22 protein-coding genes and 2 pseudogenes are annotated in these 20,799 nt (G+C 59.6%); 12 read left to right on the forward strand and 12 right to left on the reverse strand.

The genetic code is table 11. The features are described from left to right. The first annotated feature begins 241 nt into the window (after positions 1 to 241). Positions 242 to 1,075, forward strand: a complete 834-nt coding sequence (locus CKW30_RS26420; protein ID WP_016775449.1) for an undecaprenyl-diphosphate phosphatase — start codon at positions 242 to 244, stop codon at positions 1,073 to 1,075. Here the strand turns inward: CKW30_RS26420 and CKW30_RS26425 are convergent, their stop codons facing one another. Both CKW30_RS26425 and dusA read right to left on the reverse strand, forming a co-directional pair. Further along, the gene (locus CKW30_RS26425; protein WP_076563637.1) at positions 1,076 to 1,447 is read right to left on the reverse strand and encodes a DUF2388 domain-containing protein; all 372 of its coding nucleotides are present in this window, start codon (positions 1,445 to 1,447) and stop codon (positions 1,076 to 1,078) included. A gap of 75 nt (positions 1,448 to 1,522) precedes the next feature. Beyond that, positions 1,523 to 2,497 carry a tRNA dihydrouridine(20/20a) synthase DusA gene (dusA, locus tag CKW30_RS26430; protein WP_177434241.1) on the reverse strand — a complete coding sequence of 325 codons (975 nt, stop codon included), beginning with the start codon at positions 2,495 to 2,497 and terminating at the stop codon, positions 1,523 to 1,525. A 266-nt stretch (positions 2,498 to 2,763) separates the two neighbouring features. On the opposite strand from dusA, the pseudogene CKW30_RS27745 reads away from it, so the two are divergent. The 4 genes and pseudogenes from CKW30_RS27745 to CKW30_RS26440 all read left to right on the forward strand — a co-directional run. Beyond that, positions 2,764 to 2,900 (forward strand): annotated as a pseudogene (locus CKW30_RS27745) (Lrp/AsnC family transcriptional regulator); the annotation flags it as partial. A 421-nt stretch (positions 2,901 to 3,321) separates the two neighbouring features. After that, a pseudogene (locus CKW30_RS28010) lies at positions 3,322 to 4,398 on the forward strand (methyl-accepting chemotaxis protein); the annotation flags it as partial. Positions 4,399 to 4,476: 78 nt separating this feature from the next. Beyond that, on the forward strand, positions 4,477 to 5,256 hold the full coding sequence (locus CKW30_RS28015; protein WP_371857576.1) for a methyl-accepting chemotaxis protein: 780 nt from the start codon (positions 4,477 to 4,479) through the stop codon (positions 5,254 to 5,256). Between the two features lie 139 nt (positions 5,257 to 5,395). Next, positions 5,396 to 6,205, forward strand: a complete 810-nt coding sequence (locus CKW30_RS26440; protein WP_095182407.1) for an EAL domain-containing protein — start codon at positions 5,396 to 5,398, stop codon at positions 6,203 to 6,205. Positions 6,206 to 6,263: 58 nt separating this feature from the next. On the opposite strand, the gene CKW30_RS26445 is transcribed toward CKW30_RS26440, so the two are convergent. The 8 genes from CKW30_RS26445 to CKW30_RS26480 form a co-directional block, all read right to left on the reverse strand. Continuing rightward, positions 6,264 to 6,683: a DUF6691 family protein gene (locus CKW30_RS26445; RefSeq protein WP_095182409.1), complete on the reverse strand. Its 420-nt coding sequence runs from the start codon at positions 6,681 to 6,683 to the stop codon at positions 6,264 to 6,266. 2 nt (positions 6,684 to 6,685) lie between these two features. After that, positions 6,686 to 7,120 (reverse strand): YeeE/YedE family protein, encoded by a 435-nt coding sequence (locus CKW30_RS26450; RefSeq protein ID WP_056791428.1) that lies wholly within the window; start codon positions 7,118 to 7,120, stop codon positions 6,686 to 6,688. A gap of 178 nt (positions 7,121 to 7,298) precedes the next feature. After that, positions 7,299 to 8,084, reverse strand: coding sequence for a transporter substrate-binding domain-containing protein (locus CKW30_RS26455; protein WP_071173019.1), 786 nt, complete (start codon positions 8,082 to 8,084; stop codon positions 7,299 to 7,301). Between the two features lie 58 nt (positions 8,085 to 8,142). Further along, a complete protein-coding gene (gene copD / locus CKW30_RS26460; protein WP_095182411.1) occupies positions 8,143 to 9,012 on the reverse strand; it encodes a copper homeostasis membrane protein CopD in 870 nt (289 codons plus the stop codon). A 3-nt stretch (positions 9,013 to 9,015) separates the two neighbouring features. After that, the gene (gene copC / locus CKW30_RS26465; protein WP_056791417.1) at positions 9,016 to 9,390 is read right to left on the reverse strand and encodes a copper homeostasis periplasmic binding protein CopC; all 375 of its coding nucleotides are present in this window, start codon (positions 9,388 to 9,390) and stop codon (positions 9,016 to 9,018) included. A 32-nt stretch (positions 9,391 to 9,422) separates the two neighbouring features. Then, on the reverse strand, positions 9,423 to 10,244 hold the full coding sequence (locus CKW30_RS26470; RefSeq protein WP_371857577.1) for a copper resistance protein B: 822 nt from the start codon (positions 10,242 to 10,244) through the stop codon (positions 9,423 to 9,425). A 59-nt stretch (positions 10,245 to 10,303) separates the two neighbouring features. After that, on the reverse strand, positions 10,304 to 12,001 hold the full coding sequence (locus tag CKW30_RS26475) for a copper resistance system multicopper oxidase (protein ID WP_095182415.1): 1,698 nt from the start codon (positions 11,999 to 12,001) through the stop codon (positions 10,304 to 10,306). A gap of 102 nt (positions 12,002 to 12,103) precedes the next feature. Continuing rightward, positions 12,104 to 12,574 (reverse strand): hypothetical protein, encoded by a 471-nt coding sequence (locus CKW30_RS26480; RefSeq protein ID WP_095182417.1) that lies wholly within the window; start codon positions 12,572 to 12,574, stop codon positions 12,104 to 12,106. A gap of 164 nt (positions 12,575 to 12,738) precedes the next feature. On the opposite strand from CKW30_RS26480, the gene CKW30_RS26485 reads away from it, so the two are divergent. Beyond that, on the forward strand, positions 12,739 to 13,407 hold the full coding sequence (locus CKW30_RS26485) for a ribonuclease T2 (RefSeq protein WP_095182419.1): 669 nt from the start codon (positions 12,739 to 12,741) through the stop codon (positions 13,405 to 13,407). 177 nt (positions 13,408 to 13,584) lie between these two features. Here the strand turns inward: CKW30_RS26485 and CKW30_RS26490 are convergent, their stop codons facing one another. Then, positions 13,585 to 14,442, reverse strand: a complete 858-nt coding sequence (locus CKW30_RS26490; RefSeq protein WP_095182421.1) for a LysR family transcriptional regulator — start codon at positions 14,440 to 14,442, stop codon at positions 13,585 to 13,587. Between the two features lie 109 nt (positions 14,443 to 14,551). On the opposite strand from CKW30_RS26490, the gene CKW30_RS26495 reads away from it, so the two are divergent. The 3 genes from CKW30_RS26495 to CKW30_RS26505 all read left to right on the forward strand — a co-directional run bounded on the left by CKW30_RS26495 (position 14,552) and on the right by CKW30_RS26505 (position 17,787). Next, positions 14,552 to 15,259, forward strand: coding sequence for a haloacid dehalogenase type II (locus tag CKW30_RS26495; RefSeq protein ID WP_095182423.1), 708 nt, complete (start codon positions 14,552 to 14,554; stop codon positions 15,257 to 15,259). Between the two features lie 11 nt (positions 15,260 to 15,270). Continuing rightward, positions 15,271 to 16,044, forward strand: coding sequence for an aldolase (locus CKW30_RS26500; RefSeq protein ID WP_095182425.1), 774 nt, complete (start codon positions 15,271 to 15,273; stop codon positions 16,042 to 16,044). Positions 16,045 to 16,218: 174 nt separating this feature from the next. Continuing rightward, positions 16,219 to 17,787 carry a sensor domain-containing diguanylate cyclase gene (locus tag CKW30_RS26505; protein ID WP_076567680.1) on the forward strand — a complete coding sequence of 523 codons (1,569 nt, stop codon included), beginning with the start codon at positions 16,219 to 16,221 and terminating at the stop codon, positions 17,785 to 17,787. Between the two features lie 159 nt (positions 17,788 to 17,946). Here the strand turns inward: CKW30_RS26505 and CKW30_RS26510 are convergent, their stop codons facing one another. Continuing rightward, positions 17,947 to 18,306 (reverse strand): hypothetical protein, encoded by a 360-nt coding sequence (locus CKW30_RS26510; RefSeq protein WP_095182427.1) that lies wholly within the window; start codon positions 18,304 to 18,306, stop codon positions 17,947 to 17,949. Positions 18,307 to 18,495: 189 nt separating this feature from the next. Here CKW30_RS26510 and CKW30_RS26515 point away from each other — a divergent pair, with 189 nt between their 5' ends. The 3 genes from CKW30_RS26515 (at position 18,496) to CKW30_RS26525 (ending at position 20,752) form a co-directional block, all read left to right on the forward strand. Continuing rightward, entirely contained in the window at positions 18,496 to 18,936 is a 441-nt protein-coding gene (locus tag CKW30_RS26515; protein WP_016775423.1) for a carboxymuconolactone decarboxylase family protein, read from the forward strand. Between the two features lie 252 nt (positions 18,937 to 19,188). Next, positions 19,189 to 19,680 (forward strand): sigma-70 family RNA polymerase sigma factor, encoded by a 492-nt coding sequence (locus CKW30_RS26520; RefSeq protein ID WP_095182429.1) that lies wholly within the window; start codon positions 19,189 to 19,191, stop codon positions 19,678 to 19,680. 88 nt (positions 19,681 to 19,768) lie between these two features. Further along, a complete protein-coding gene (locus tag CKW30_RS26525; protein WP_095182431.1) occupies positions 19,769 to 20,752 on the forward strand; it encodes a FecR family protein in 984 nt (327 codons plus the stop codon). Positions 20,753 to 20,799 lie beyond the last annotated feature (47 nt).

The raw sequence follows: 20,799 nt of genomic DNA on the forward strand, positions 1-20,799 counted from the left end.
GCCATGTCAACAATGTGTGAAGTTGATCACACTTCATATCTGAACTGAAATATTTTTAGTAATAGATGTAAATTTTTTCCGTTTAGTTCGTCGGCCGACGATTACTAACAGCTCTTGAGTCTAACTCTGCATAAACCCTATTCTTCCGGATCGGCGAATCGCTGTATGCATTACTTCAGATACTCAACCCCTGAGTGTTATTGAACCGGTCGCTCACCCTGAGTGCTCTGACGGAGGATTAATGGATTTCTGGACCCTTTTCCAGGTATTGATATTGGGCGCGGTAGAAGGCTTGACCGAGTTCTTGCCCATCTCGAGTACCGGCCACCAGATTATTGTCGCCGACCTGCTCGAGTTTGGCGGCGAACGCGCCATGGCGTTCAACATCATTATTCAACTGGGGGCCATTCTGGCTGTGGTCTGGGAATTTCGTCCGAAGATCTTCGAAATCGTCAAAGGCCTGCCCACCGAGCGCAACGCGCAACGTTTCACCCTTAATCTGCTGATCGCGTTTTTCCCGGCCGTTATCCTCGGCGTGTTATTCGCCGACGCGATTCATGAATACCTGTTCAACCCGATCACCGTTGCGGTGGCCCTGGTTGTTGGCGGCATCGTCATGTTGTGGGCCGAACAGCGCAGCCATGTTGTCAGCGTCGAACATGTCGACGACATGCGCTGGTCCCACGCGTTGAAGGTCGGTTTCGTACAATGCCTGGCAATGATTCCCGGCACCTCGCGCTCCGGCTCGACCATCATCGGCGGGCTGCTCTTCGGCCTTTCGCGCAAAGCCGCCACCGAGTTCTCGTTCTTCCTCGCCATGCCGACCATGGTTGGTGCCGCCGTTTATTCCGGCTACAAATACCGCGACCTGTTCCAACCCAACGACCTGCCAGTCTTCGCCCTCGGCTTCGTCACCGCGTTCATCTTCGCCATGATCGCCGTGCGTGGCCTGCTGAAATTTATCGCCAACCACAGCTATGCCGCGTTCGCGTGGTACCGGATCGGTTTTGGTTTGTTGATTCTGGCAACCTGGCTGTTTGGCTGGGTCAACTGGACCGCCGCAGCGGCCGCCTGATCACTGCGCGCTGATCAACGCCGCCACGGCGAGATCGTTTAACGTCGAATCCGACGACTCCTGACGAAAGCGCTGCAAGGCCGAGGTGAAATACGCGGCTTGCAGCATGCCGTCGCTGGCCAGATAGAGTCGCGCGTCTTCTTGCTCCTCGGCAGAGTAAACACGCTTGTGACTGTCGGTCGTTTCCTGGCTAGACGAAATAGGTGCGAGGATCAAAGACACCAAAGTGAAGCCGGAAAGCTGCGTCACCTCCCACGGCGTATCGGTACGGCCCATGCAAAAGCCATCGCAGTGCGCATAAACGTTGGAAGTGAAGCTGAACAAAGCGAGGAGGGTGAAACGCTTGAAACCTGAAAAAATAAACGCGGGCATAAACAAAAGACATCCTGTCAGTACATCAAAATACCGGGCAACGCTCATGCGCCGCCCGCACACTCAAACCATCAATCAACGACCTTCAAGCAACTCAGCCGCCTGATCCAGCAACGCCAACGGATCCTTGGCCTTGTGAATATCCACCGACAACAACTGACGAAACTTGCGCGCCCCCGGGAACCCGGTGCCCAGGCCCAGCACATGCCGCGTGATGTGATGCATCGCGCCACCGGCCAGCAGATGTTCGGCGATATACGGCCGCAATTGCGCCAGCGCCTCAGCCCGACTGATCACCGGCGCGGTACTGCCGAACAGTTGCTGATCCACCTCCGCCAGTAAATACGGATTGTGATAAGCCTCACGCCCGAGCATCACGCCATCGAAGGTCTGCAAATGCTCATGGCAGGCTTCCATGGTCTTGATCCCGCCGTTCAGCACAATCTCCAGCTCCGGAAAATCCGCCTTCAACTGCGCCGCGACGTCATAACGCAACGGCGGAATGTCACGATTCTCCTTCGGCGACAACCCCTCCAGAATCGCAATCCGCGCATGCACGGTAAAACTCGTGCACCCGGCATCGCGCACGGTGCCGACGAATTCACACAGCTCAGCGTAACTGTCCCGACCGTTGATGCCGATGCGATGCTTCACCGTTACCGGAATCGACACCGCATCACGCATCGCCTTCACACAATCGGCCACCAACTGCGGATGCCCCATCAGGCACGCGCCGATCATGTTGTTTTGCACACGATCACTCGGGCAGCCGACGTTCAGGTTCACCTCGTCGTAGCCGTGTTCCTCGGCCATGCGCGCGCAGGCGGCGAGATCCAACGGAACACTACCGCCGAGCTGCAAGGCGAGCGGGTGCTCGGCTTCGTTGTGGCGGAGGAAACGCTCGTGATCGCCGTTGAGCAGCGCGCCGGTGGTGACCATTTCGGTGTAGAGCAGGGCGTTCTTCGACAGGAGGCGTAGGAAGTACCGGCAGTGGCGGTCCGTCCAATCCATCATGGGTGCCACACTGAAGCGGCGAGACGGCTCAGGCATGGATTTTACTGGGCTGAAGCTCTGATTCTGGACCATTTTACTCAACGTGTTTTCGGCGTGCTTTTGGGCGTTTTCAAGGGTGTTCAGCATCTGGTTGGTACGATGTACCAATTCGAAGCCAATGCGTACCACTTTCGTTTATGGCAGCTGTCAGGACATGAAAACTGGCGGATGGCAGCATGCGCTACACCGCATCCGGCGGAATGGAGTGCAAGTCTACCAAGACAGCCACATTTTCGCCCCGGAAACGGACTACGCGATCTGGATTGCTGGCAGAGGATCTTGATAGCTCCAGCAACTTCATCGAGCAGGTGCTCCGGCGTCAGATGGGGATTGCCTCTATTGAGTCCCGTGCTTGCGCGAGGCCACGACCGGTAGGCGTATTGCCATTCCCACCTGGTAAAGGATTGAGTCGCCAAGCGTTTGAATGCGCATTTTCAGCCCCCGTTTCACGCCGATAGCGATGTGCCACAAATCATGATGGCAATGCGTCATCACGTCGCTCAAAAAGTTCAACGATTATACAAAAATATAAAGTTGTACAAGTTTTCGCAAAATTAATAGCATCCCTTCAGACACCTTTGCTGAAACGATAAATCCAGCCTGCATATGCTCTGTTGCGACGTGATGGCTTTGTCTGCCGGTGCTCGCGTCGGGTTGTTTTCGACGCTTCAACAGCATCGGCATTTGCATTTCAGGGACCGCTGGAGCGTCCCGTACTACGCCCTGGATGACGACCCCCGAATGTCTGGACGGTGACTGTGGTTACCGGAGATCAATTTTTTTGTGCCTGGCGTTTCGCGTCAGGACGTTTGAGGCTGAATATGGCAGTAGCATCGAATTTCCTCGGTGACATCAAAGTTTCCCGCAAGCTGGGAACCGGCTTCGGCATTCTTCTGCTGGCCGTTTTGGCGGTTGCCTTCATTGGCTATAACAGCAACAGCGTGCTGGTTGATCGCTTGAGTACGACGCGTCTGATCGGCACGTTGAATGACGCTACGCAAAATATGCGTCTGTCCGAGAAACAGTACGAAGCCGCCGCTGACGCAGCCTTCGCCGAGTCCTATAACGCGCAGTTGAATGTCTTGCAGGGCCTTGTGGGCAAGGCGCTGGACACCTTGACCCGCGCTGAAAACCAGCAAGCCTTGAAGGCTTTGCAAACCACGATTGTTGCCTACGACCAGAAGGTCAAACGGCTGATCGCTGCCGATCAATCGACCACCGATGCGCTGAAACCGCTGACGGCGCTGTCGGACAAGTACGCGCAAACTTTTGCCGGCATGCTTGAAGGCACCACGACCAGAGCACTGGCGTCTGCCGATGGTGAACGCGTTCGGGAGCTGCGTACGGTGGCCGACTTGCGCAATGGCATGACCACGTTTCGCCTGATGTTGCGTCGTTACATCGCGGTGCCCAACGACGTGAACAAAAAACTGCTGATGGAAACCATCGATAGCTTCTTGAGTGATATCAGCAAGGCGCGCACCAGCCTGCCGACGGCGCTGTCGAGCCAACTGGAAGAAGCCCACGCCGGCATGCGGCGTTATCGCGAAGTACTGGTGGAAGTGGCCGGGCTATTTGAGCAGAAGCAGAACATGCGCGAGCAGGTCGACCAGGAAAGCAAGGCGATGGACAAGATCATGAGTGGCCTGATGGACACCCAGCAGCGCCTTGCACATGAGGATCAGCATTCGGCTTTTATTCAGATGGCGGTATTGACTGCGCTGGCGCTGGTGATCGGGCTGTTGGCTTCGGTGGTCATCTCGCGCCAGATTACTGCGCCGCTGGCGCTGACGGTTGATCTGGCGCGACGGATTGCCAAAGGCGACCTGACGGTCCAGGCCAGGTCTGCGCGCAAAGATGAGTTGGGCGATCTGCAAAATGCGATGCAGGAGATGGCGCAGAACCTGAACACGCTGGTGCAAGGTATCGGCAATGGCGTCACGCAGATTTCCACTTCTGCGGAAAAGCTCTCGGCCATGAGCGAGCAGACCAGCGCAGGTGTACGTCAGCAAAAAAGTGAAGTGGATCAAGTTGCCACGGCGATGCACGAAATGGCTTCGACGGTGCAGGAAGTTGCGCGTAACACCACCGATGCCTCCGCTGCCGCGACCCTCGCCGATCAGCAGGCGCGCCACGGCAGCACGGTGGTCAAGCAGGCGACGGTGCAGATCAGCGAACTTGCCATGGCCATTGAAGAGTTGGGCGGTGCGATGAACGTGCTGACTCAGGACAGCGAGCAGATCGGCAAAGTCATCGATGTGATCAAAGCCGTCGCCGAGCAGACCAATCTGCTCGCGTTGAACGCCGCTATCGAAGCCGCACGGGCGGGTGAGCAGGGACGTGGCTTTGCTGTGGTGGCAGACGAAGTGCGCTCGTTGGCACAGCGCACGCAGGACTCGACCAAGGAAATTGAAGCGCTGATCGTTACCCTGCAACAAGGCACGCAAGCGGCCGCGACGCTGATGACCTCAAGCCGCGAGCGCACCCTCGATACGGTGGTACTGGCGCAGAAGGCCGAATTGGCGATTACCGAGATCAATCAGTCCATCGGTACGATCCAGGAGGTGAGTCTGCAGATCTCGGCCGCCGCCGAGCAGCAAAGTGCCGTGGCCGACGAAATCAACCGCAGCATTGTCAGTGTGCGTGATGTGGCTGACCAGTCGGCTGTCGCCAGCGAAGAAAGTGCGGCGGCGACGATCGAATTGGCGTCCCTAGGGCAGGACCTGCAGCGAATGACCGCGCATTTCCGCACCTGACCATTTAACGTCGAGCACGCGGCGCCTTTGAATATTCAGGCGCCGCAGGGCTGCAGTTGTTGCCTGGTTTGCAGATGACGCAATCCTGCAACTGTTCATTTATCACCATGGAAGGTTACAACCCGTTATCAGGGGTGTCATGACCGACTTTCCAAAATCATTCGCGTCTCCCGGTGGCTGCCAGGGCTGTAGGAACAAAGGTGTGCCAGAGATGGATTTCGCCTTCGCTTTCCAGCCCATTGTGGATCTGCGCGATCAAACGACGTTTGCCCATGAAGCGTTGGTTCGCGGCGTAAACGGTGAAGGCGCCTTGTCTGTCCTGGAACAGGTGGACGATCAGAACCGATACCGATTCGATCAACTGTGTCGAGTGCGGGCGATTTCCACGGCGGCTGACTTGGGCATGACGCAGTACCTGTCGATCAACTTTCTGCCGAATGCCGTTTACCGGCCGGAGATGTGTATTCGCAGCACGCTGGAAGCGGCGCGCACATACGGCTTTCCGCTGGAGCGGCTGATCTTCGAGGCTGTGGAAGGCGAGCACGTTGAAAGCAACAAACACTTGATGAATATCTTGCGTGAGTATCGTGAGTTTGGTTTCAAGACGGCCATCGACGACTTTGGCGCAGGCTATTCCGGCCTTAATTTGTTGGCGGATTTTCAACCGGACCTGATCAAGCTGGATATGGCGCTGATCCGCAATATTCACCGTGACCGCGTACGCCAGACGATCGTGCGCAACGTGGTGAACATGTGTAGAGAGTTGGGCGTGGAAGTGATCGCCGAGGGCATAGAAGAGGCCGAGGAAAGAGACTTTCTCGCCGATTGCGGCATCTATCTGATGCAGGGCTACTGGTTCGCCAGGCCCGCCTTCAAATCATTGGCGCAGATCTCGACGAGTGCGTGGCAGGGGAGATCATCCAATCCGCGATCTTGTGCAAAACATTGATCACCACCAACACTGGCTGCCGTGGATGCCCTGCGCCTGAATGCCGGTTGTTCTGCGGTCACGGGTTGCGTCGGGTTTCCAGCAGCGTAAATAGCCCCATGCCTGCCAGCATCGCCAATACGAAAACGATTGCCTGCCAGTGGCCCGTCAACAGGATGGTCACTGCCGGGCCAGGGCAGATGCCGGCTATCCCCCAACCGACCCCGAACAGCAGGCTGCCACCAACCAGACGTCGGTCCAGCTCTTTTCGGGCGGGTAGTTGCATGGGATTGCCCAGTACCGATTTGCGTTGCCGGCGTGCCCAGGTCAGCGGGCCGATAGCGGTGGCAATGGCGCCCACCATGACCAATGCCAGCGAGGGATCCCAGGCCCCGGCCACGTCGAGGAACGCCAGGACTTTCGTCGGATTGGCCATGCCCGCCAGAAGTAATCCGACGCCGAACAGCAGGCCGGCCAGGAATGCATTGAGTTTGAGCACGTTCAAACTCCCGTCAGATGGCGCAGGACAAATACGGTGAAGAACCCGCTGAGCATAAAGCAGGCAGTGGCGAGCATCGAACGTGGCGAAAGGCGCGATATGCCGCAAACGCCATGGCCGCTGGTGCAACCTGAGCCGTAGCGTGTGCCAAGCCCTACGAATAACCCTGCGAGAATCAGCCCTGACCAGTCGCTCTGGAACTCGATCGGCGGTAACGCCTTGAACAATCCCCACAGCAGTGGCGCGACCAGCAGGCCAAGGATGAACAGGGCTTTCTCGCTGGCGCCTTCACGGTTGCGTTGCAGCAGGCTGCCGATCAGGCCGCTGATGCCGGCAATACGCCCATTGCCGACCACGAACAGACTCGCGGCCAGGCCGATCAGCGCGCCGCCGGCGAGGGAAGACCAAGGCGTGAAATTGAGCCAGTCGACATTCATGGGACGCCTCAAGCGCAGTAGCGGTGGATGTGCGGTATGCCTCTCGGCAGAAGCGAACGTGTCGCTGTGATTTCAGTGTAGGCCTTGTCTGCTTTTTGAATCACGGCTGCCACTTTTCTCCAACGCGCGCATTGAGCGAACGGTTCCCTCAATGCGCGCGTCCGCCGGGTTCCGTGGCTTACTGCGGCACCGCAATCCACTCACTCAACGTCTGCTGATACTTGCCAGTAACCTTGCTCAAATGCAGCCACTGATCGACATACAGTTTCCAGCTGATGTCGTCGCGCGGCAGCAGATAAGCCTTCTCGCCGTATTGCATGTATTGATGCGGATTCACCGCGCACAACCCCGGTTTGAGTTTCTGCTGATACAGCGCTTCCGAGGCGTCGGTGATCATCACGTCGGCTTTGTTGTCGAGCAGTTGCTGGAAGATCGTCACGTTGTCGTGCAGGGCCAGTTGCGCTCTGGGCAGGAAGGCGTGAACGAAAGCTTCGTTGGTGCCGCCGGCAGGTTCCACCAGGCGCACGTTGGGCTGGTTGATCTGGTCGATGGTCTGGTATTTGGACTGGTCGGCGCAGCGCACCAGCGGGATTTTGCCGTCGGTGTCGAGGGTGTTGCTGAAGTAGGCTTTTTTCTGCCGTTCGAGGGTGACCGAGATGCCGCCCATGCCAATGTCGCATTTGCCGGCCTGCATGTCGGGCATCAAGGTTTTCCAGGTGGTCTGCACCCATTGCACCTTGACGCCGAGGCTGTCGGCCAGGGAGCGGGCCATGCTGATGTCGATGCCTTCGAAGTCGCCGTCGCTGCGCTTGAAGGTGTAGGGCTTGTAGTCGCCGGTGGTGCAGACACGCAACTGGCCTTGTTGCTGGATGCTGTCGAGGTGGGACGTGGCGGGGTCGGCGTGAGCGCCAGTCGCCAGGGTCAGCAGGCCGCCGAGGATCATCGTGCTTTTTAGTGTTGTCATTGAGATCGGGCTTCTGAAAGGGAAGGTGGCCCAGTGTAGTGAAAGCCTTCCACGGGTGTCATCCCGGGTCCGGACTCAATGTGCCGAGCCACGCCACCAGCGCCACGATCAACAGGGCAAGGGCCAGCTCCATCACCACACTGCGCCGCAGCGCGTTCGCGGCGATGAGGTGCTGGCCGTCGCGCAGCGATCGTTGCAGTGACGGTCCAAGATGAAAGCGGTTCAACGCAGCCAGCACCAGCATCACGGCAAACGCCAGCACCTTGATCGTCAGCAGCTGCCCGTAGGTCCCGAACAGCACTCCGTCGAGCCTTGGGCCGACGATGAAAAGATAATTCATCACGCCGGTGACCAACACCGTCAGCACGATCACAGCGCCCACCCATTCGAAGCGTTTCACTGCATCGGCTATCAAGCGAAGGCGTGTATCACCGATCCGCCCGCTCACCATCAACACCAGCGCCAGCAAGGCACCCAACCACGCTCCCGCCGCAAGCAGGTGCAAGATGTCGCTGAGAAAGTGCCAAAACCGCAGCCATCCTTCGTCCATTGCGCCATGCCCGCTCCATGCCTGCGAAGCGAGGGCAATGGCGCCTGCCAACGACGCTGGCCACAGACCCGGTCGGATCACCACGATGGCCAGTGCTGTCATCCGCAGTGCCCACGCCAGGCCGACGTCCGTTTCCAACACCATCATCTGCAGGTGCGGCCACAACGCCGCGAGCTGTGTTTCGCCACTCATGGCGCGGGTCATCAGCACCAGCCCGGCCACTGACAGCAATGCCCCTGTCACTGCCATGCCCCGCAATAACCGACGGAACCGTAGCAACGTGTTGAAGCTGTACAAGCCAAACAACGCCAGCCCGAACAACAGCAGCAAATCGATATACAAGGCGAACCGCAGGATGATGTTGAGCAGGTCCGCCATTGTTCACTTCACTTTGAACGTGACGTTACCGGTGATCGGGTGCGTGTCGGCGGACACCGCACGCCACTGCACCTGATAGGTGCCGGCAGGCAGCGGGGCGAGCGGGGTGATCAGCATGGTTTTCGGATCGCTGCTGGCGCTGACTTTGGCTTTCATCGGCATCGGCGAGTGAGCCATGCCACCCATTTCGGTCATTACCAGTTTGGCCCCGGAGAATTGCGTGACCAGGTTCTCGGAAAAGTGCAGCTCGATCCTGCCCGGCGCGGCGCCTTCCGCGCCTTCGGCTGGCGTTGACGAAAGCAGTTTCGGATGGGCCTGGGCGAGGGTGCTCAGGAGCAATCCGCTGGCGAATATCAGGGGCAGGGTCAATGTGCGCATGCAAGGTCTCCGATTTGTTTTTTTAGAAGAATTCAGAACCACAGCCTGACGCCTAGGACGAGGCGCGCCTCACTGCGATCCTCGTCTTCTTCGCGGGCGTAGTCGGCGGTGTTGCCGTAAGTGCGATTCCACGTCACGCCGATATAAGGCGCGAATTCGCGGCGGATTTCATAACGCAACCGCAGGCCCGCCTCGGTATTGGACAACCCTGAGCCGATGCCTCGCTGCGGATCGTTCTTACCGTAGATATTCAGTTCAGCGGTCGGCTGCAGGATCAGTCGATTGGTCAGCAGGATGTCGTAGTCGCCCTCCAGGCGTACCGCACTCTGGCCGCCCTCGCCAAGGAAAGCCGTGGCTTCGGCCTCGAAGTTGTACAGCGCCATGCCTTGCACGCCGAACGCGGCCCAGGTTTGCGGTGCGCCGGGTTTAAAGTCCTGACGCACGCCGCTGACCACGTCCCACCATGGTGAAATCGCGTGGCCCCATAGCGCTTGAATTTCCGCGTCTTCAGTCTTGCCGTTGTTGCGCTCGCCTTCAGAGCGCAGCCACAGCCGATCGGTATCCCCACCGATCCAGCCGGACAGGTCCCAGGCCAAAGCGCTGCCGTCATCGGCGTTCTGCCATTCGAGTTTGTCGGCAAGAAAGTAACTGTTTATAACGCTGTCATGCACCTGATGACCGCCGGGGCTGGTGAACACCGCAGCGCGGTCGGCGTCGGTCACGGGCGGAATCGGCGTGCGGCTTTCGCTCGGCGCGGCGGGCTGCATCATGCCGTCGTCCATGCTTTGCATTGCCGAATGATCCATCCCGGGCATCTGGCTGTGATCCATACCGTGCATGTCGTCGGCGGCCATGGCTGAGGTGCCGGCGAGCAGCAGCGGAAACACGCTGAGTCGAGTCATGATGGACCTCTTCATTCTTCCACCCGCACTTCGCGGAACATGCCCGTTTCCATGTGATAAAGCAGATGACAGTGATAGGCCCAGCGGCCGAGGGCGTCGGCGGTGACGCGATAGCTGCGGCGGCTGCCGGGCGGCATGTCGATGGTATGTTTGCGCACCTGAAAGTTGCCGTTTTCGTCTTCCAGATCGCTCCACATCCCGTGAAGGTGGATCGGGTGGGTCATCATGGTGTCGTTGACCAGCACCAAGCGGATGCGCTCGCCGTATTTCAGCCGTAAAGGCTCGGCATTGGAGAATTTGATGCCGTTGAACGACCAGGCGAATTTCTCCATGTGGCCGGTCAGGTGCAGCTCTATCGTGCGGCCCGGATCGCGGCCGTCCGGGTCCTCGAAGGTGCTGCGCAGGTCGGCGTAGGTCAGCACTCGGCGGCCGTTGTTGCGCAGGCCGAGGCCTGGGTCGTCAAGCTTTGGCGCGGTGATCATGGCCTGCATGTCCACCAGCGGATTGTTGTTTTCACTGTCGGGATGGGCTTGCATCGGGCCCATGGCGGAGTGATCCATGGTGCTCATGTCCATGCTGCCGTGATCCATGCCGCCCATGCCCATGTCGTCCATGCTCACCAACGGACGCGGATCCAGCGCCGGCACTGCTGCCGACATGCCGGCGCGTGTGGCGAGAGTGCCACGGGCGTAGCCAGTGCGATCCATCGCTTGAGCGAAGAGGGTATAGGCCTCGCTTTCAGGTTCGACGATCACGTCATAGGTCTCGGCCACTGCGATACGCAGTTCATCGACGCTGACCGGTTTGACGTACAGGCCATCGGCAGCCACCACCGTCATCTTCAGTCCCGGAATGCGCACATCGAAATAGGTCATGGCCGAGCCGTTGATCAGGCGCAGGCGCAGTTTTTCGCCGGGACGGAACAGCCAGGTGAAGTTGTCATCGGGGGCCTGGCCGTTGATCAAAAAGGTATACGTGGCGCCACTGACGTCGGCAATGTCGGTGGGATTCATGTTCATTTGCGCCCACATCTTGCGATCGGCGACCGTGGCGCCCCAGCCTTTTTCACTGACATCGTCGATAAAATCGCCGACGGTGCGTTTGTGGAAGTTGTAGTAGTCGGACTGTTTTTTCAGGGTCTTAATCAGGCTGGCCGGGTCTTCGTCGGTCCAGTCGCTGAGCATCACCACGTAGTCGCGATCGTACTGGAACGGCTCCGGCTCTTTGGCCTCAATGACCAGCGGCCCGTAGACGCCGGCCTGCTCCTGTAAGCCGGAATGGCTGTGATACCAGTAGGTGCCGTGCTGCCGGACCTTGAATTGGTAGACATACACGCCGCCCGGTTCAATGCCGTGGAAGCTCAGGCCCGGTACGCCGTCCATGTTCGCCGGCAGGAGAATGCCGTGCCAGTGAATCGAGGTGTCAGCCGTGAGCCGGTTTCGCACCCGCAGCGTCACTGTATCGCCTTCGCGCCAGCGCAACAGCGGGCCGGGCAGGCTGCCGTTGATGGTCATCGCCGTGCGTGCGGAACCCGTGAAATTGACCGGAGTTTCGCCGATGAACAACTCGAATTCGTTGCCGCTCAGTTCGTTGAGGGGGGCGGCGCCGTTCAGCGCCCAGACCGGTGTACGCCACAGCCCGAGGCCTGCGAGCACGCTGCCAGCGGCCAGGCCTTTGACAAAGGTACGTCTTGTTGGAGTGGAAGGCATGCGCTGGAAATCCCCGTCTGACTCATGACAGAGAGACTAGCCAGCCTCAGCTTTCAGTTGGCTGAGGCGAACATTACAGTTTTGTCAGTTGACTCGGACGCCTTACAGGCCCAGCCCTTGCTGCACCACTTGCAGCAGATTGTTTTCCGTCAGCGCAATCGCATCCAGCTCCTGGCCGGTCTCGATAGTCTGCAACCACCAATGGCTTTCGCCATGCTCGTCAACCGTGCGCAGCAACGACTGATCGCGCCCCGGTACCTTGATCTCGACACGTCCGCAACCATCCTCGGTAAACCGCGCAATCGGATCGAACGTAAGGCTGTGATGATTAGCCTCGATCACCAACTGGTCTATGGCGTAGTCGTGGCTTTCACCATCCGGCGAACTTTCGCAAACGTGCGTAGGATTTCGCCGAATCTTCAGTCCTACTTCGGTGACTGGTTGCAGCCAGCCCTCAATGCGGTGGTACAAGTCGTACACCTGAGCAGGCCAGCAATCGATTTCCAGCACCGCATCAGCCTGGGTGTGCCGTGTCTGCTTGAGTCTGGCGGCGAGTTCGTCTGCTTTACTCATGTCGGTTCCCTTGTTGGATGTCTGCCTGTTCAGCGTAGACCTTTGCACGGCGCAGGGCCTTGCCTTGCGTCATGCGCTTGCAATACAAGCGTGTCGAAATCAGCACTGGCCAGGTCTGGCCAACAACGAAAACCACGGACGCAGGCGTCCCAAGGAACGGGTTAATGAAAAAGCTGTTTACAATTCTGGCGCTGATCGCGCTGACGGCCGGTAGCATCGGCACGAGTTCGGCGCGTCAGCCGGCGTCGAACAAAGCGCAGGCCGAATCGGTGGCGGGGGTGTTCGACTACTACCTGCTGGCGCTGTCCTGGTCACCGACTTTTTGTCTGACGCACAAGGACGATGCGCAGTGCACCGGCAAGGGTTATGGTTTTGTCCTGCACGGTTTGTGGCCGCAATACGCCAAGGGCGGCTGGCCGCAATCCTGTCCGCCGCTGACCAGGCTGTCGGCGGCAGAAACCAGCAAGGGCCTGACGATGTACCCGACGAAAAAACTCCTTGATCACGAATGGTCCAAGCACGGTACCTGCAGCGGTCTTGGCGCAATGGGTTATCTGGACAAGTCCGATCAGGCCCTCGGCGCGGTGAAGATTCCGCAGGCGTTACAGCCGTTCGGCTCGACGTCGTACTACTTCGAAGCGCAAGAGATTGTCGATCTGTTTCGCAAGGCCAATCCGGGTATTCCCGAGGATGGAATTGCGGTGATTTGCAGCGGCCCGCAGCTGTCGGAAGTGCGGGTGTGCATGGACAAGGATCTGCAGTTCGGCGCGTGTGGCAAAGGGGTGAAGACGCAGTGTCGGGCGGGGGATATTCGGGTGCCGCCGGTACGGTGAGCCATCCGTAATGAGCCAGGAAAAACAGGCGCTCCCGTGAGCGCCTGTTTTTTTGGTCTGAGGATTTGGAAATGTGAATATGAATACGAACCACGCTACTACTCAAACACCATGAACATCCCCACCGCCGACCTGCTCCGCGAAATCAACAAACCCGAATAAGGATCCCCGGGGGGTTCAGGCAAATCCCCCCGCATCCACCCCCAATTCTCCACGCAAAAACTCCACCAGCCCCCGCTGCAAGTCGCTCAACACTCCCTCGCGGCTGACCAGCGCCAGTTCCGTCGGCGCCAACTCCGGCAGATCCCTACACACCTCGTACTCTGGCAATACCGCCGAAACCGGTAACACCGAAATCCCTAATCCAGACGCCACCGCCGCTTGAATTCCGGTCAGGCTGTGGCTGCCGAACGCCACTCGCCATGGTCGCTGCGCCACATCGAGCAGGCGAATAGCCCGCTGTCGGTACAGACAGCCCTGCGGAAACAGTGCCAGCGGTAGCACACCGCTGGAGGTGTCGAACTCGGTGCCTTTGACCCATACCAGTCGTTCCGGCCAGGTAGCCCATGCCGGGCCGCTGTCGGGTTCGCGTTTGATCAGGGCAATGTCGATGTCGCCGGCGTCGAGGCGTTGGCGCAGGTCGAGGCTCATGCCGCTGATGGTTTCCAGGCGCGCCTGCGGATGGTTGCGGGTGAAGCCGGCGAGGATCAGGGCCATGCGCCGGGCGTCGAAGTCTTCCGGCATGCCGATGCGCAGCACTTCCAGGTCGACGTCACTGGCCAGCGCTTGCGTGGCTTCGGCGGACAGCGCCAGCAACCGGCGCGCATAGTGGATCAGCAGTTCGCCGTGTTCGGTGACCGCGACGTTCACTCCGGTGCGGTCGCGCAGGAGTAGCGGGTGGCCGACCAGATCTTCGAGTTTGCGCACCTGCTGGCTGACCGTCGATTGGGTGCGGTGCACACGTTCGGCAGCACGGGTGAAGCTGCCTTCGTCGACCACGCAGACAAAGGTTTTCAGCAATTCCAGATCCAGCATGGCGGCGCTCCTGATAGTTGATTTGCGAATGACAATCGCGTGTTTATTTAATTTAACACTATCACCGCGCGCTCATAAGCTGAAGTCCTCACTGTGGAGGAATCGACCGATGACCTTAAACAACACGCCGCGCCCGCACTGGCTGACCTTCGATTGCTACGGCACGCTGATTCAGTGGGATGAAGGCCTGAAAGCCGTGGTCGAAAAAATGCTCAGCGACAAGGGCGAGCACGCAGTCGACGCCGCTAAGTTGATCGAAGTCTACGACCGTCACGAGCACCGTCTCGAACAAACACCGCCGCACCGTTCCTTTCGCGAACTGAGCACACTCGGCCTGCAACTGGCGCTGGCAGAACTGGGCTTGCCGAGCCAGTCCGAGGACAGTCAGCGTCTGGCGGCGGCCATCCCGAACATGCCGCCATTTGCCGAAGTGGTCGACACCCTCGCGCAGCTCAAAGCCTTGGGCTTCAAGCTGTGCATCGTCTCAAACACCGACGACGACATCATCGCCGGTAACGTCGCGCAACTCGGCGGCCATATCGACCGGGTGATTACCGCGCAACAGGCCGGTGCCTACAAACCGGCGCCGCGCCTGTTCGACTACGCTCATGAGCAATTGGGCGTGACCCGGGATGAAGTGGTGCACATCTGCGCCAGCCCCATGCTCGATCACACGGCGGCGCGGGACATGGGTTTTCGTTGCGTGTGGATCGATCGCGGCACGGGTCGTCAGTTGTTGCCGGACTATCGCCCCGACGCGATCCTCTCCAGCCTCGATCAAGTGCTGCCGCTGTTCAAATCCCTCGGCTGGACCTAAGGAGAATTGCCATGGCTCATATCTTGAGCGGCACTGGCAAAGCCAGACCAAGCGCAACGCTGCACCTGGACACCGAGGCGATCACCACCGCCCGCAACGAACTCGCTGCGTGCTTTCAACTGGCAGCCCTGCATGGGCTGGAGGAGGGCATCTGCAATCACTTTTCGGCGATGCTGCCGGGGCATGATGATCTGTTTCTGGTCAATCCATACGGCTACGCTTTTTCGGAAGTGACCGCGCAGAATCTGCTGGTCTGCGACTTCGCTGGCAACGTGGTCGATGGCGAAGGCGAGCCCGAGGCGACGGCGTTCTACATCCACGCGCGCCTGCACAAACAACTGCCACGGGTAAAAGTCGCTTTCCATACGCACATGCCGCACGCCACCGCGTTGTGCCTGTTGCAAGGCCCGCCGCTGCTGTGGCTGGGGCAGACTGCGCTGAAGTTCTACGGACGGACGGCGGTGGACGAGGATTACAACGGTCTCGCGCTGGACGCATCCGAAGGCGACCGCATCGCCAGCGTCATGGGCGATGCCGACATTCTCTTTCTGAAAAACCACGGTGTGATTGTCGCTGCGCCGAGCATTGCCGAAGCCTGGGACGATCTGTATTACCTGGAACGCGCCGCGCAGGTGCAACTGCTGGCACTGGCCACTCAGCGCGAATTGAAACCGGTGCCCCATGCGATTGCGCAGCGCGCCTATGAACAAATGCGTGAAGGCGATGCGCAAAGTGCCCGCGCGCACCTGACCAGCGCGATGCGGCGGCTGGCCCTGCACAACTGATTAACCGTAAAGAAGCAATCGTAAATAAATCGACGAAAAGCGATCATCCAAACTCGCGAGGCGCCGATAACTGGGCGGGAGGCGGGCGTTTGCCCGGTACATCCCGGTGGGCTACGCTCACATATACAAGGGTTTCGGGCTCGCGCCCCTGTCGTACCTGCCCAGGACATGCTTTTGCCAATCCCCAATCACGATCCGCATCAGGCCCCCGGCACGCTCAAGCGCCTGCCGCTACGCAAAGCGGCGGTGCTGTTTATCGTTGCGGTGAGCCTGTGCCTGTGTGGTCTGCTGTACCTGCAACTGGAGCAGTCGCGGCGTCAGGATCTGGCAGTGGCGAAGATGGCTTCGGGCAACCTGACCCGGGCCATGGCGCAGCAGGCCGAGGACACTGTGCGGGCGGCGGATCTGGTGATGACCAGCCTGGTCGACTGGATTCAGGACGATGGTTATGGAGCGGCGCAGCGCCCTCGGTTACAGCGGATCTTCGCCCGCCGCGCGCAGCAACTGGATCAGTTGCATGGCATCTTTCTCTTCGATCGCGAAGGGCAGTGGGTCATTACTTCGTTCGCCGATCTGCCTCGCGGCAATGGCGTGGCCGATCGCGACTATTTCAAGTTCCATCAGCAGAATGCGTCGACCGTTGCGCGCATTGGTCCGGCGATTCGCAGCCGCGAAAACGGCGAGTGGATCATTCCGATTTCCAGACGCGTCAACGACCAGCTCGGCAATTTTCAGGGCGTGCTGATGGCCGGCATCCGCATGTCGTACTTCGATCAGTTCTTCAAAAGCTTCAGCCTCGATGACAGCGGCATCATGTTTCTGGCGCTGACCGACGGCACCTTGCTGGCGCGACGGCCCTTTGATGAGTCGCTGATCAACACCTCGGTGGCCCACGGCGAGATCTATCAAACCTTGCTGCCGAACGCTAACGCGGGCACGGCGATGCTCAATTCCGTGGTCGACGGTGTGACCCGCTTGTATGGCTATCGCCAGCTGGCCTCGTATCCGCTGGTGGTCTCTGCGGCGACGTCGCAAGACACGATTCTGCAGGGCTGGTATGACCGCGCCTTTCAGTCCAGCGTGATTGTCGCGCTTGTGATTCTCGGGGTTGGCCTGTTCGGCTGGGTGTTCATTCATCAGGTGCGCGACGGCGAACGTATCGAGAAAAACCTGCGCAAGGCGCAACTGGCGCTGGAGCAGATCGCCACCCACGACAGCCTGACCGGGTTGGCCAATCGGCGCTTGTTCGAGCGCTCGCTGGACATCGAATTTGCCCGGGGCGCGCGCCAGGTCAGTCCGGTCAGCCTGATCATGCTTGATATCGATTTCTTCAAGCGCTACAACGACGCTTACGGACATGTCGCCGGCGACCAATGCCTGGCGCAGGTGGCGCAAGTGGTGAAGGCCTGCTGCCAGCGCAAGTCGGATCTGGCGGTGCGTTATGGCGGCGAAGAGTTTGCCGTGCTGTTGCCGGACACGGACATCAACGGCGCGCTGGCGATAGCCGGGCAGATTCGCCGCAGCGTGATCGACAAGCACATCATCCACAGCGGCTCGCCGACCGGTTATCTCACCGTGAGCCTGGGCTGTTATTCATTCATTCCGCATGGCAACGACAGCCCGCAGGTGTTTATCCAGCGCGCGGACGCGGCGTTGTATGAGGCGAAAAATGCCGGGCGCAATCGCGCGGCGGTGTTTACAGCTGAAGAGGGTTTTGCCGAGCTGATGCGTTCGGATCGCTGATTTTTTCAATCAACAGACGTCAGAAGTGGGAGCGAGCCTGCTCGCGAATCGGTGTGTCAGCTTGCATCAAGGTTGGCTGACAGACCGCTTTCGCGAGCAGGCTCGCTCCCACATTGGGTCCTGATGTAAGCAGGACTATCTGGGATGGCTCTTGTTCGTTCAGCTGCCCGTGCCACCGCCCGCACCACCCGTGCCGCCGCCGGCCGAACCGGTCCCGCCACCCGCGCCGGAACCCGAACCGCTGGCGCCGCCATTGGTGCCCGTTCCAGTGCCCATGCCCGAACCAGTTCCTGTCCCTGTCCCTGTCCCGGTTCCTGTGCCAGTTCCGTTATTGGTTCCACCAGAATTGCTGTCAACGGAAGGCGAGCCCGGCGTGCTGTCTGGCGGCATGGTTGAACTGCTGGCGCCGCCGGACTTGGTGCCCGTCGCATCGGTGCTGTCATTGGCAGCGAAGCTGGCGGCGGATGCCGTGGCGAGCAGGCCGGCCAACAATAACGAAGTGAATTTGCGCGTCATCATGGTACGTCTCCTGATAAAGGGGATTACCTGATATTGGTCAGGCGCACTGAAACCTTGGTGCCCGTCGAGTGACGAGCGGTCAGTCGCCGCGCCAAGTGGCCTACCGTTCTTCTGCAATATTGGCTATTTGCCGAACCACCCCCGGGGACTAACGTAGCCACACATTCAATCGCTACCCCGGAGCCCACCATGCAACCTCGTGCCGATTTCTACACCGCTTCCCCCGATGCCATGAAAGCGATGATGGCGCTGGAAAATGCCGTCTCGAAACTGTCGCTGGAAAAGAGCCTGCTCGAACTGGTCAAGCTGCGCTCTTCACAGATCAACGGCTGCGCATTCTGCATCGACATGCACACCGCCGACGCGATCAAGGACGGCGAAACCCCGCGTCGTCTGTTCGCCGTGACAGCATGGCGGGAAGCGCCGTTCTTCAGCGAGCGTGAACGTGCCGCACTGCTGTGGACCGAGTCGCTGACGCAACTGAGCCTGACCCACGCGCCGGACGAAGACTATGAAGTCGTCGCTGCGCAGTTTTCGCCGAAGGAACTGGTTGACCTGACGGTGGCGATCAACACCATCAACGGCTGGAATCGCCTGGCAGTGGGCTTCCGCAAACTGCCGCAGGCCTGAGACATTCACGCTTTTACCTTGTGGGAGCGAGCCTGCTCGCGAAGGCGACGTGTCAGTCACCATCATCGTTGCTGACATACCGCATTCGCGAGCAGGCTCGCTCCCACAGGGTCCTATTCAATGCCCATCGGAGCTCGGCGTCGTCGGTGCTTGCACCTTGCGCATCAAGAACACCATCACAGCGTGCATTGCTTTGTATTAATACGAAGCATTACTATTCACGCCCCTTTCTCACCACGCCGCCCATCCCCCATGCGCTCCCGCAGATCCGGCTTTTTCGAGCATTACGAAGAGTTGATCGGCACCTGGACTCGTCGCCTGCGCAATCGCGCGCAGGCCGAGGATCTGGCGCACGACACCTTTGTGCGGGTGCTCGAGGCGGATTCGGCGGCGGTGCAGCAGCCGCGTGCGTATTTGCATCAGACCGCACGCAATATCGCCGTTGACGGTTATCGGCGTGAGGACCGGCGGGGCGTCATGGAGTCGGAGGCGGTCGATGACAGTGCATCGTCGGCGGGCGATCCGGAGCATTACATGCACGCGATCCAGTTGGCCGACTCCATCGAACTCGCGCTCACCGAGCTGCCGCTCAACTGCCGCAAGATCTTTGTCTGGCAGAAGATCGAAGGCCTGACGCAGGCAGAAATCGCCGAACGCCTGGGGCTGTCCAAGAACATGGTCGAAAAGTATATGATCCGCACCCTGCGCCATCTGCGTGAGCGGCTGGATGGCTTGCAGTCATGATGACGTGTGACGTCGAAAAGATCGCAGCCTTCGGCAGCTCCTACAGGGGGGCGTGCCTGGTCTCAACCTCAGCCGGACAGAATATTCCATGATGGAGACGAGAGATTGCGCCTGTGGGCAAGCGGCGGTGCGTGACGAGGCGGCGGCATGGTTCGTGCGATTGCAGGAGCCGAATGTCAGCGTCGAGCAACGGCAGCGCTTCGAGGCCTGGCTGAACGAGCATCCGCAGCACCGTGCAGAATTCCAGCTGCTACAGGACTTGTGGGCGGCTGCTGATCTGCTGCCGACGTCGCGTCTGCAGGCCCTTGCCGAAACTCCGCCAGCTCGCCGCCAACGTCGGCCGATGCTGCGTTATGCCGTCGCCGCGAGTGTTCTGGCCGTGGCGCTGGGGCTTGGCCTGTTCAGCGGGCTGAATCATCCAGGCGGTTACCGCGCTGAATTCGCCACGGCGCCGGGCGAGCGCAAACATGTGGCGTTGCCGGACGGTTCGGTGATCGATCTGAACAGTCGCAGCCGCTTGCAGGTGCGTTATGAGCAGGATCGACGGGTGATCGAATTGAGCGCGGGCGAGGCGATGTTCAGCGTTGAACACGACGCCTCGCGTCCGTTTATTGTCGAAGCCGGCAGCGGCAAGGTCACGGTTACCGGCACGCGTTTCGATGTGCGCCGCAATGCCACGCAGACCCGCGTGGCGGTGGAGCAGGGCACGGTGAAGGTACAGGGAAGTGCTGCCCCGGACAACGAGTTCATCAACCTCACCGCAGGCCTCGGCACGGCGGTCGATGCCCAAGGCAAAGTCCTGCCGGCCTACGCGGTCAACCCGGCGCAGCTGACCGCGTGGCGCAACGGCAAACTGGTGTTCAACAACGCCAGCCTCAGCGAAGTAGCGGCAGAAGTATCGCGCTATCGCGACAAGCCGCTGACCGTAACCCAGCCGAACGTAGCCAGCCTGCGCCTGACCAGCGTGTTCAAATCCGACGACACCGACGCCTTGCTCAAAGCCTTGCCGAGCATCCTGCCGGTGACGGTGCGCACCCTTGCCGATGGCAGTCAGGAAATAATTTCCAGATAGCATTCAGGTTTTTTCGCCGTTCATCGTCTTCCTGTTCAACTGCAACT

The sequence above is a fragment of the Pseudomonas sp. Irchel 3F6 genome (genome assembly GCF_900187595.1).
GTDB classification, from domain to species: Bacteria; Pseudomonadota; Gammaproteobacteria; order Pseudomonadales; family Pseudomonadaceae; genus Aquipseudomonas; species Aquipseudomonas siliginis.

Excerpts from the sequence above, each read along its gene's own strand:
- copC (WP_056791417.1), bottom strand. The coding sequence starts at position 9,390 with ATGCGCACATTGACCCTGCCCCTGATATTCGCCAGCGGATTGCTCCTG.
- CKW30_RS26475 (WP_095182415.1), bottom strand. The coding sequence starts at position 12,001 with ATGCCTTCCACTCCAACAAGACGTACCTTTGTCAAAGGCCTGGCCGCT.
- CKW30_RS28015 (WP_371857576.1), top strand. The coding sequence starts at position 4,477 with ATGAGCGAGCAGACCAGCGCAGGTGTACGTCAGCAAAAAAGTGAAGTG.
- copD (WP_095182411.1), bottom strand. The coding sequence starts at position 9,012 with ATGGCGGACCTGCTCAACATCATCCTGCGGTTCGCCTTGTATATCGAT.
- CKW30_RS26440 (WP_095182407.1), top strand. The coding sequence starts at position 5,396 with ATGACCGACTTTCCAAAATCATTCGCGTCTCCCGGTGGCTGCCAGGGC.
- CKW30_RS26515 (WP_016775423.1), top strand. The coding sequence starts at position 18,496 with ATGCAACCTCGTGCCGATTTCTACACCGCTTCCCCCGATGCCATGAAA.
- CKW30_RS26490 (WP_095182421.1), bottom strand. The coding sequence starts at position 14,442 with ATGCTGGATCTGGAATTGCTGAAAACCTTTGTCTGCGTGGTCGACGAA.
- CKW30_RS26495 (WP_095182423.1), top strand. The coding sequence starts at position 14,552 with ATGACCTTAAACAACACGCCGCGCCCGCACTGGCTGACCTTCGATTGC.
- CKW30_RS26500 (WP_095182425.1), top strand. The coding sequence starts at position 15,271 with ATGGCTCATATCTTGAGCGGCACTGGCAAAGCCAGACCAAGCGCAACG.
- dusA (WP_177434241.1), bottom strand. The coding sequence starts at position 2,497 with ATGCCTGAGCCGTCTCGCCGCTTCAGTGTGGCACCCATGATGGATTGG.
- CKW30_RS26480 (WP_095182417.1), bottom strand. The coding sequence starts at position 12,574 with ATGAGTAAAGCAGACGAACTCGCCGCCAGACTCAAGCAGACACGGCAC.
- CKW30_RS26510 (WP_095182427.1), bottom strand. The coding sequence starts at position 18,306 with ATGATGACGCGCAAATTCACTTCGTTATTGTTGGCCGGCCTGCTCGCC.
- CKW30_RS26485 (WP_095182419.1), top strand. The coding sequence starts at position 12,739 with ATGAAAAAGCTGTTTACAATTCTGGCGCTGATCGCGCTGACGGCCGGT.
- CKW30_RS26525 (WP_095182431.1), top strand. The coding sequence starts at position 19,769 with ATGATGGAGACGAGAGATTGCGCCTGTGGGCAAGCGGCGGTGCGTGAC.
- CKW30_RS26420 (WP_016775449.1), top strand. The coding sequence starts at position 242 with ATGGATTTCTGGACCCTTTTCCAGGTATTGATATTGGGCGCGGTAGAA.
- CKW30_RS26450 (WP_056791428.1), bottom strand. The coding sequence starts at position 7,120 with ATGAATGTCGACTGGCTCAATTTCACGCCTTGGTCTTCCCTCGCCGGC.
- CKW30_RS26520 (WP_095182429.1), top strand. The coding sequence starts at position 19,189 with ATGCGCTCCCGCAGATCCGGCTTTTTCGAGCATTACGAAGAGTTGATC.
- CKW30_RS26425 (WP_076563637.1), bottom strand. The coding sequence starts at position 1,447 with ATGCCCGCGTTTATTTTTTCAGGTTTCAAGCGTTTCACCCTCCTCGCT.
- CKW30_RS26455 (WP_071173019.1), bottom strand. The coding sequence starts at position 8,084 with ATGACAACACTAAAAAGCACGATGATCCTCGGCGGCCTGCTGACCCTG.
- CKW30_RS26470 (WP_371857577.1), bottom strand. The coding sequence starts at position 10,244 with ATGGCCGCCGACGACATGCACGGTATGGATCACAGCCAGATGCCCGGG.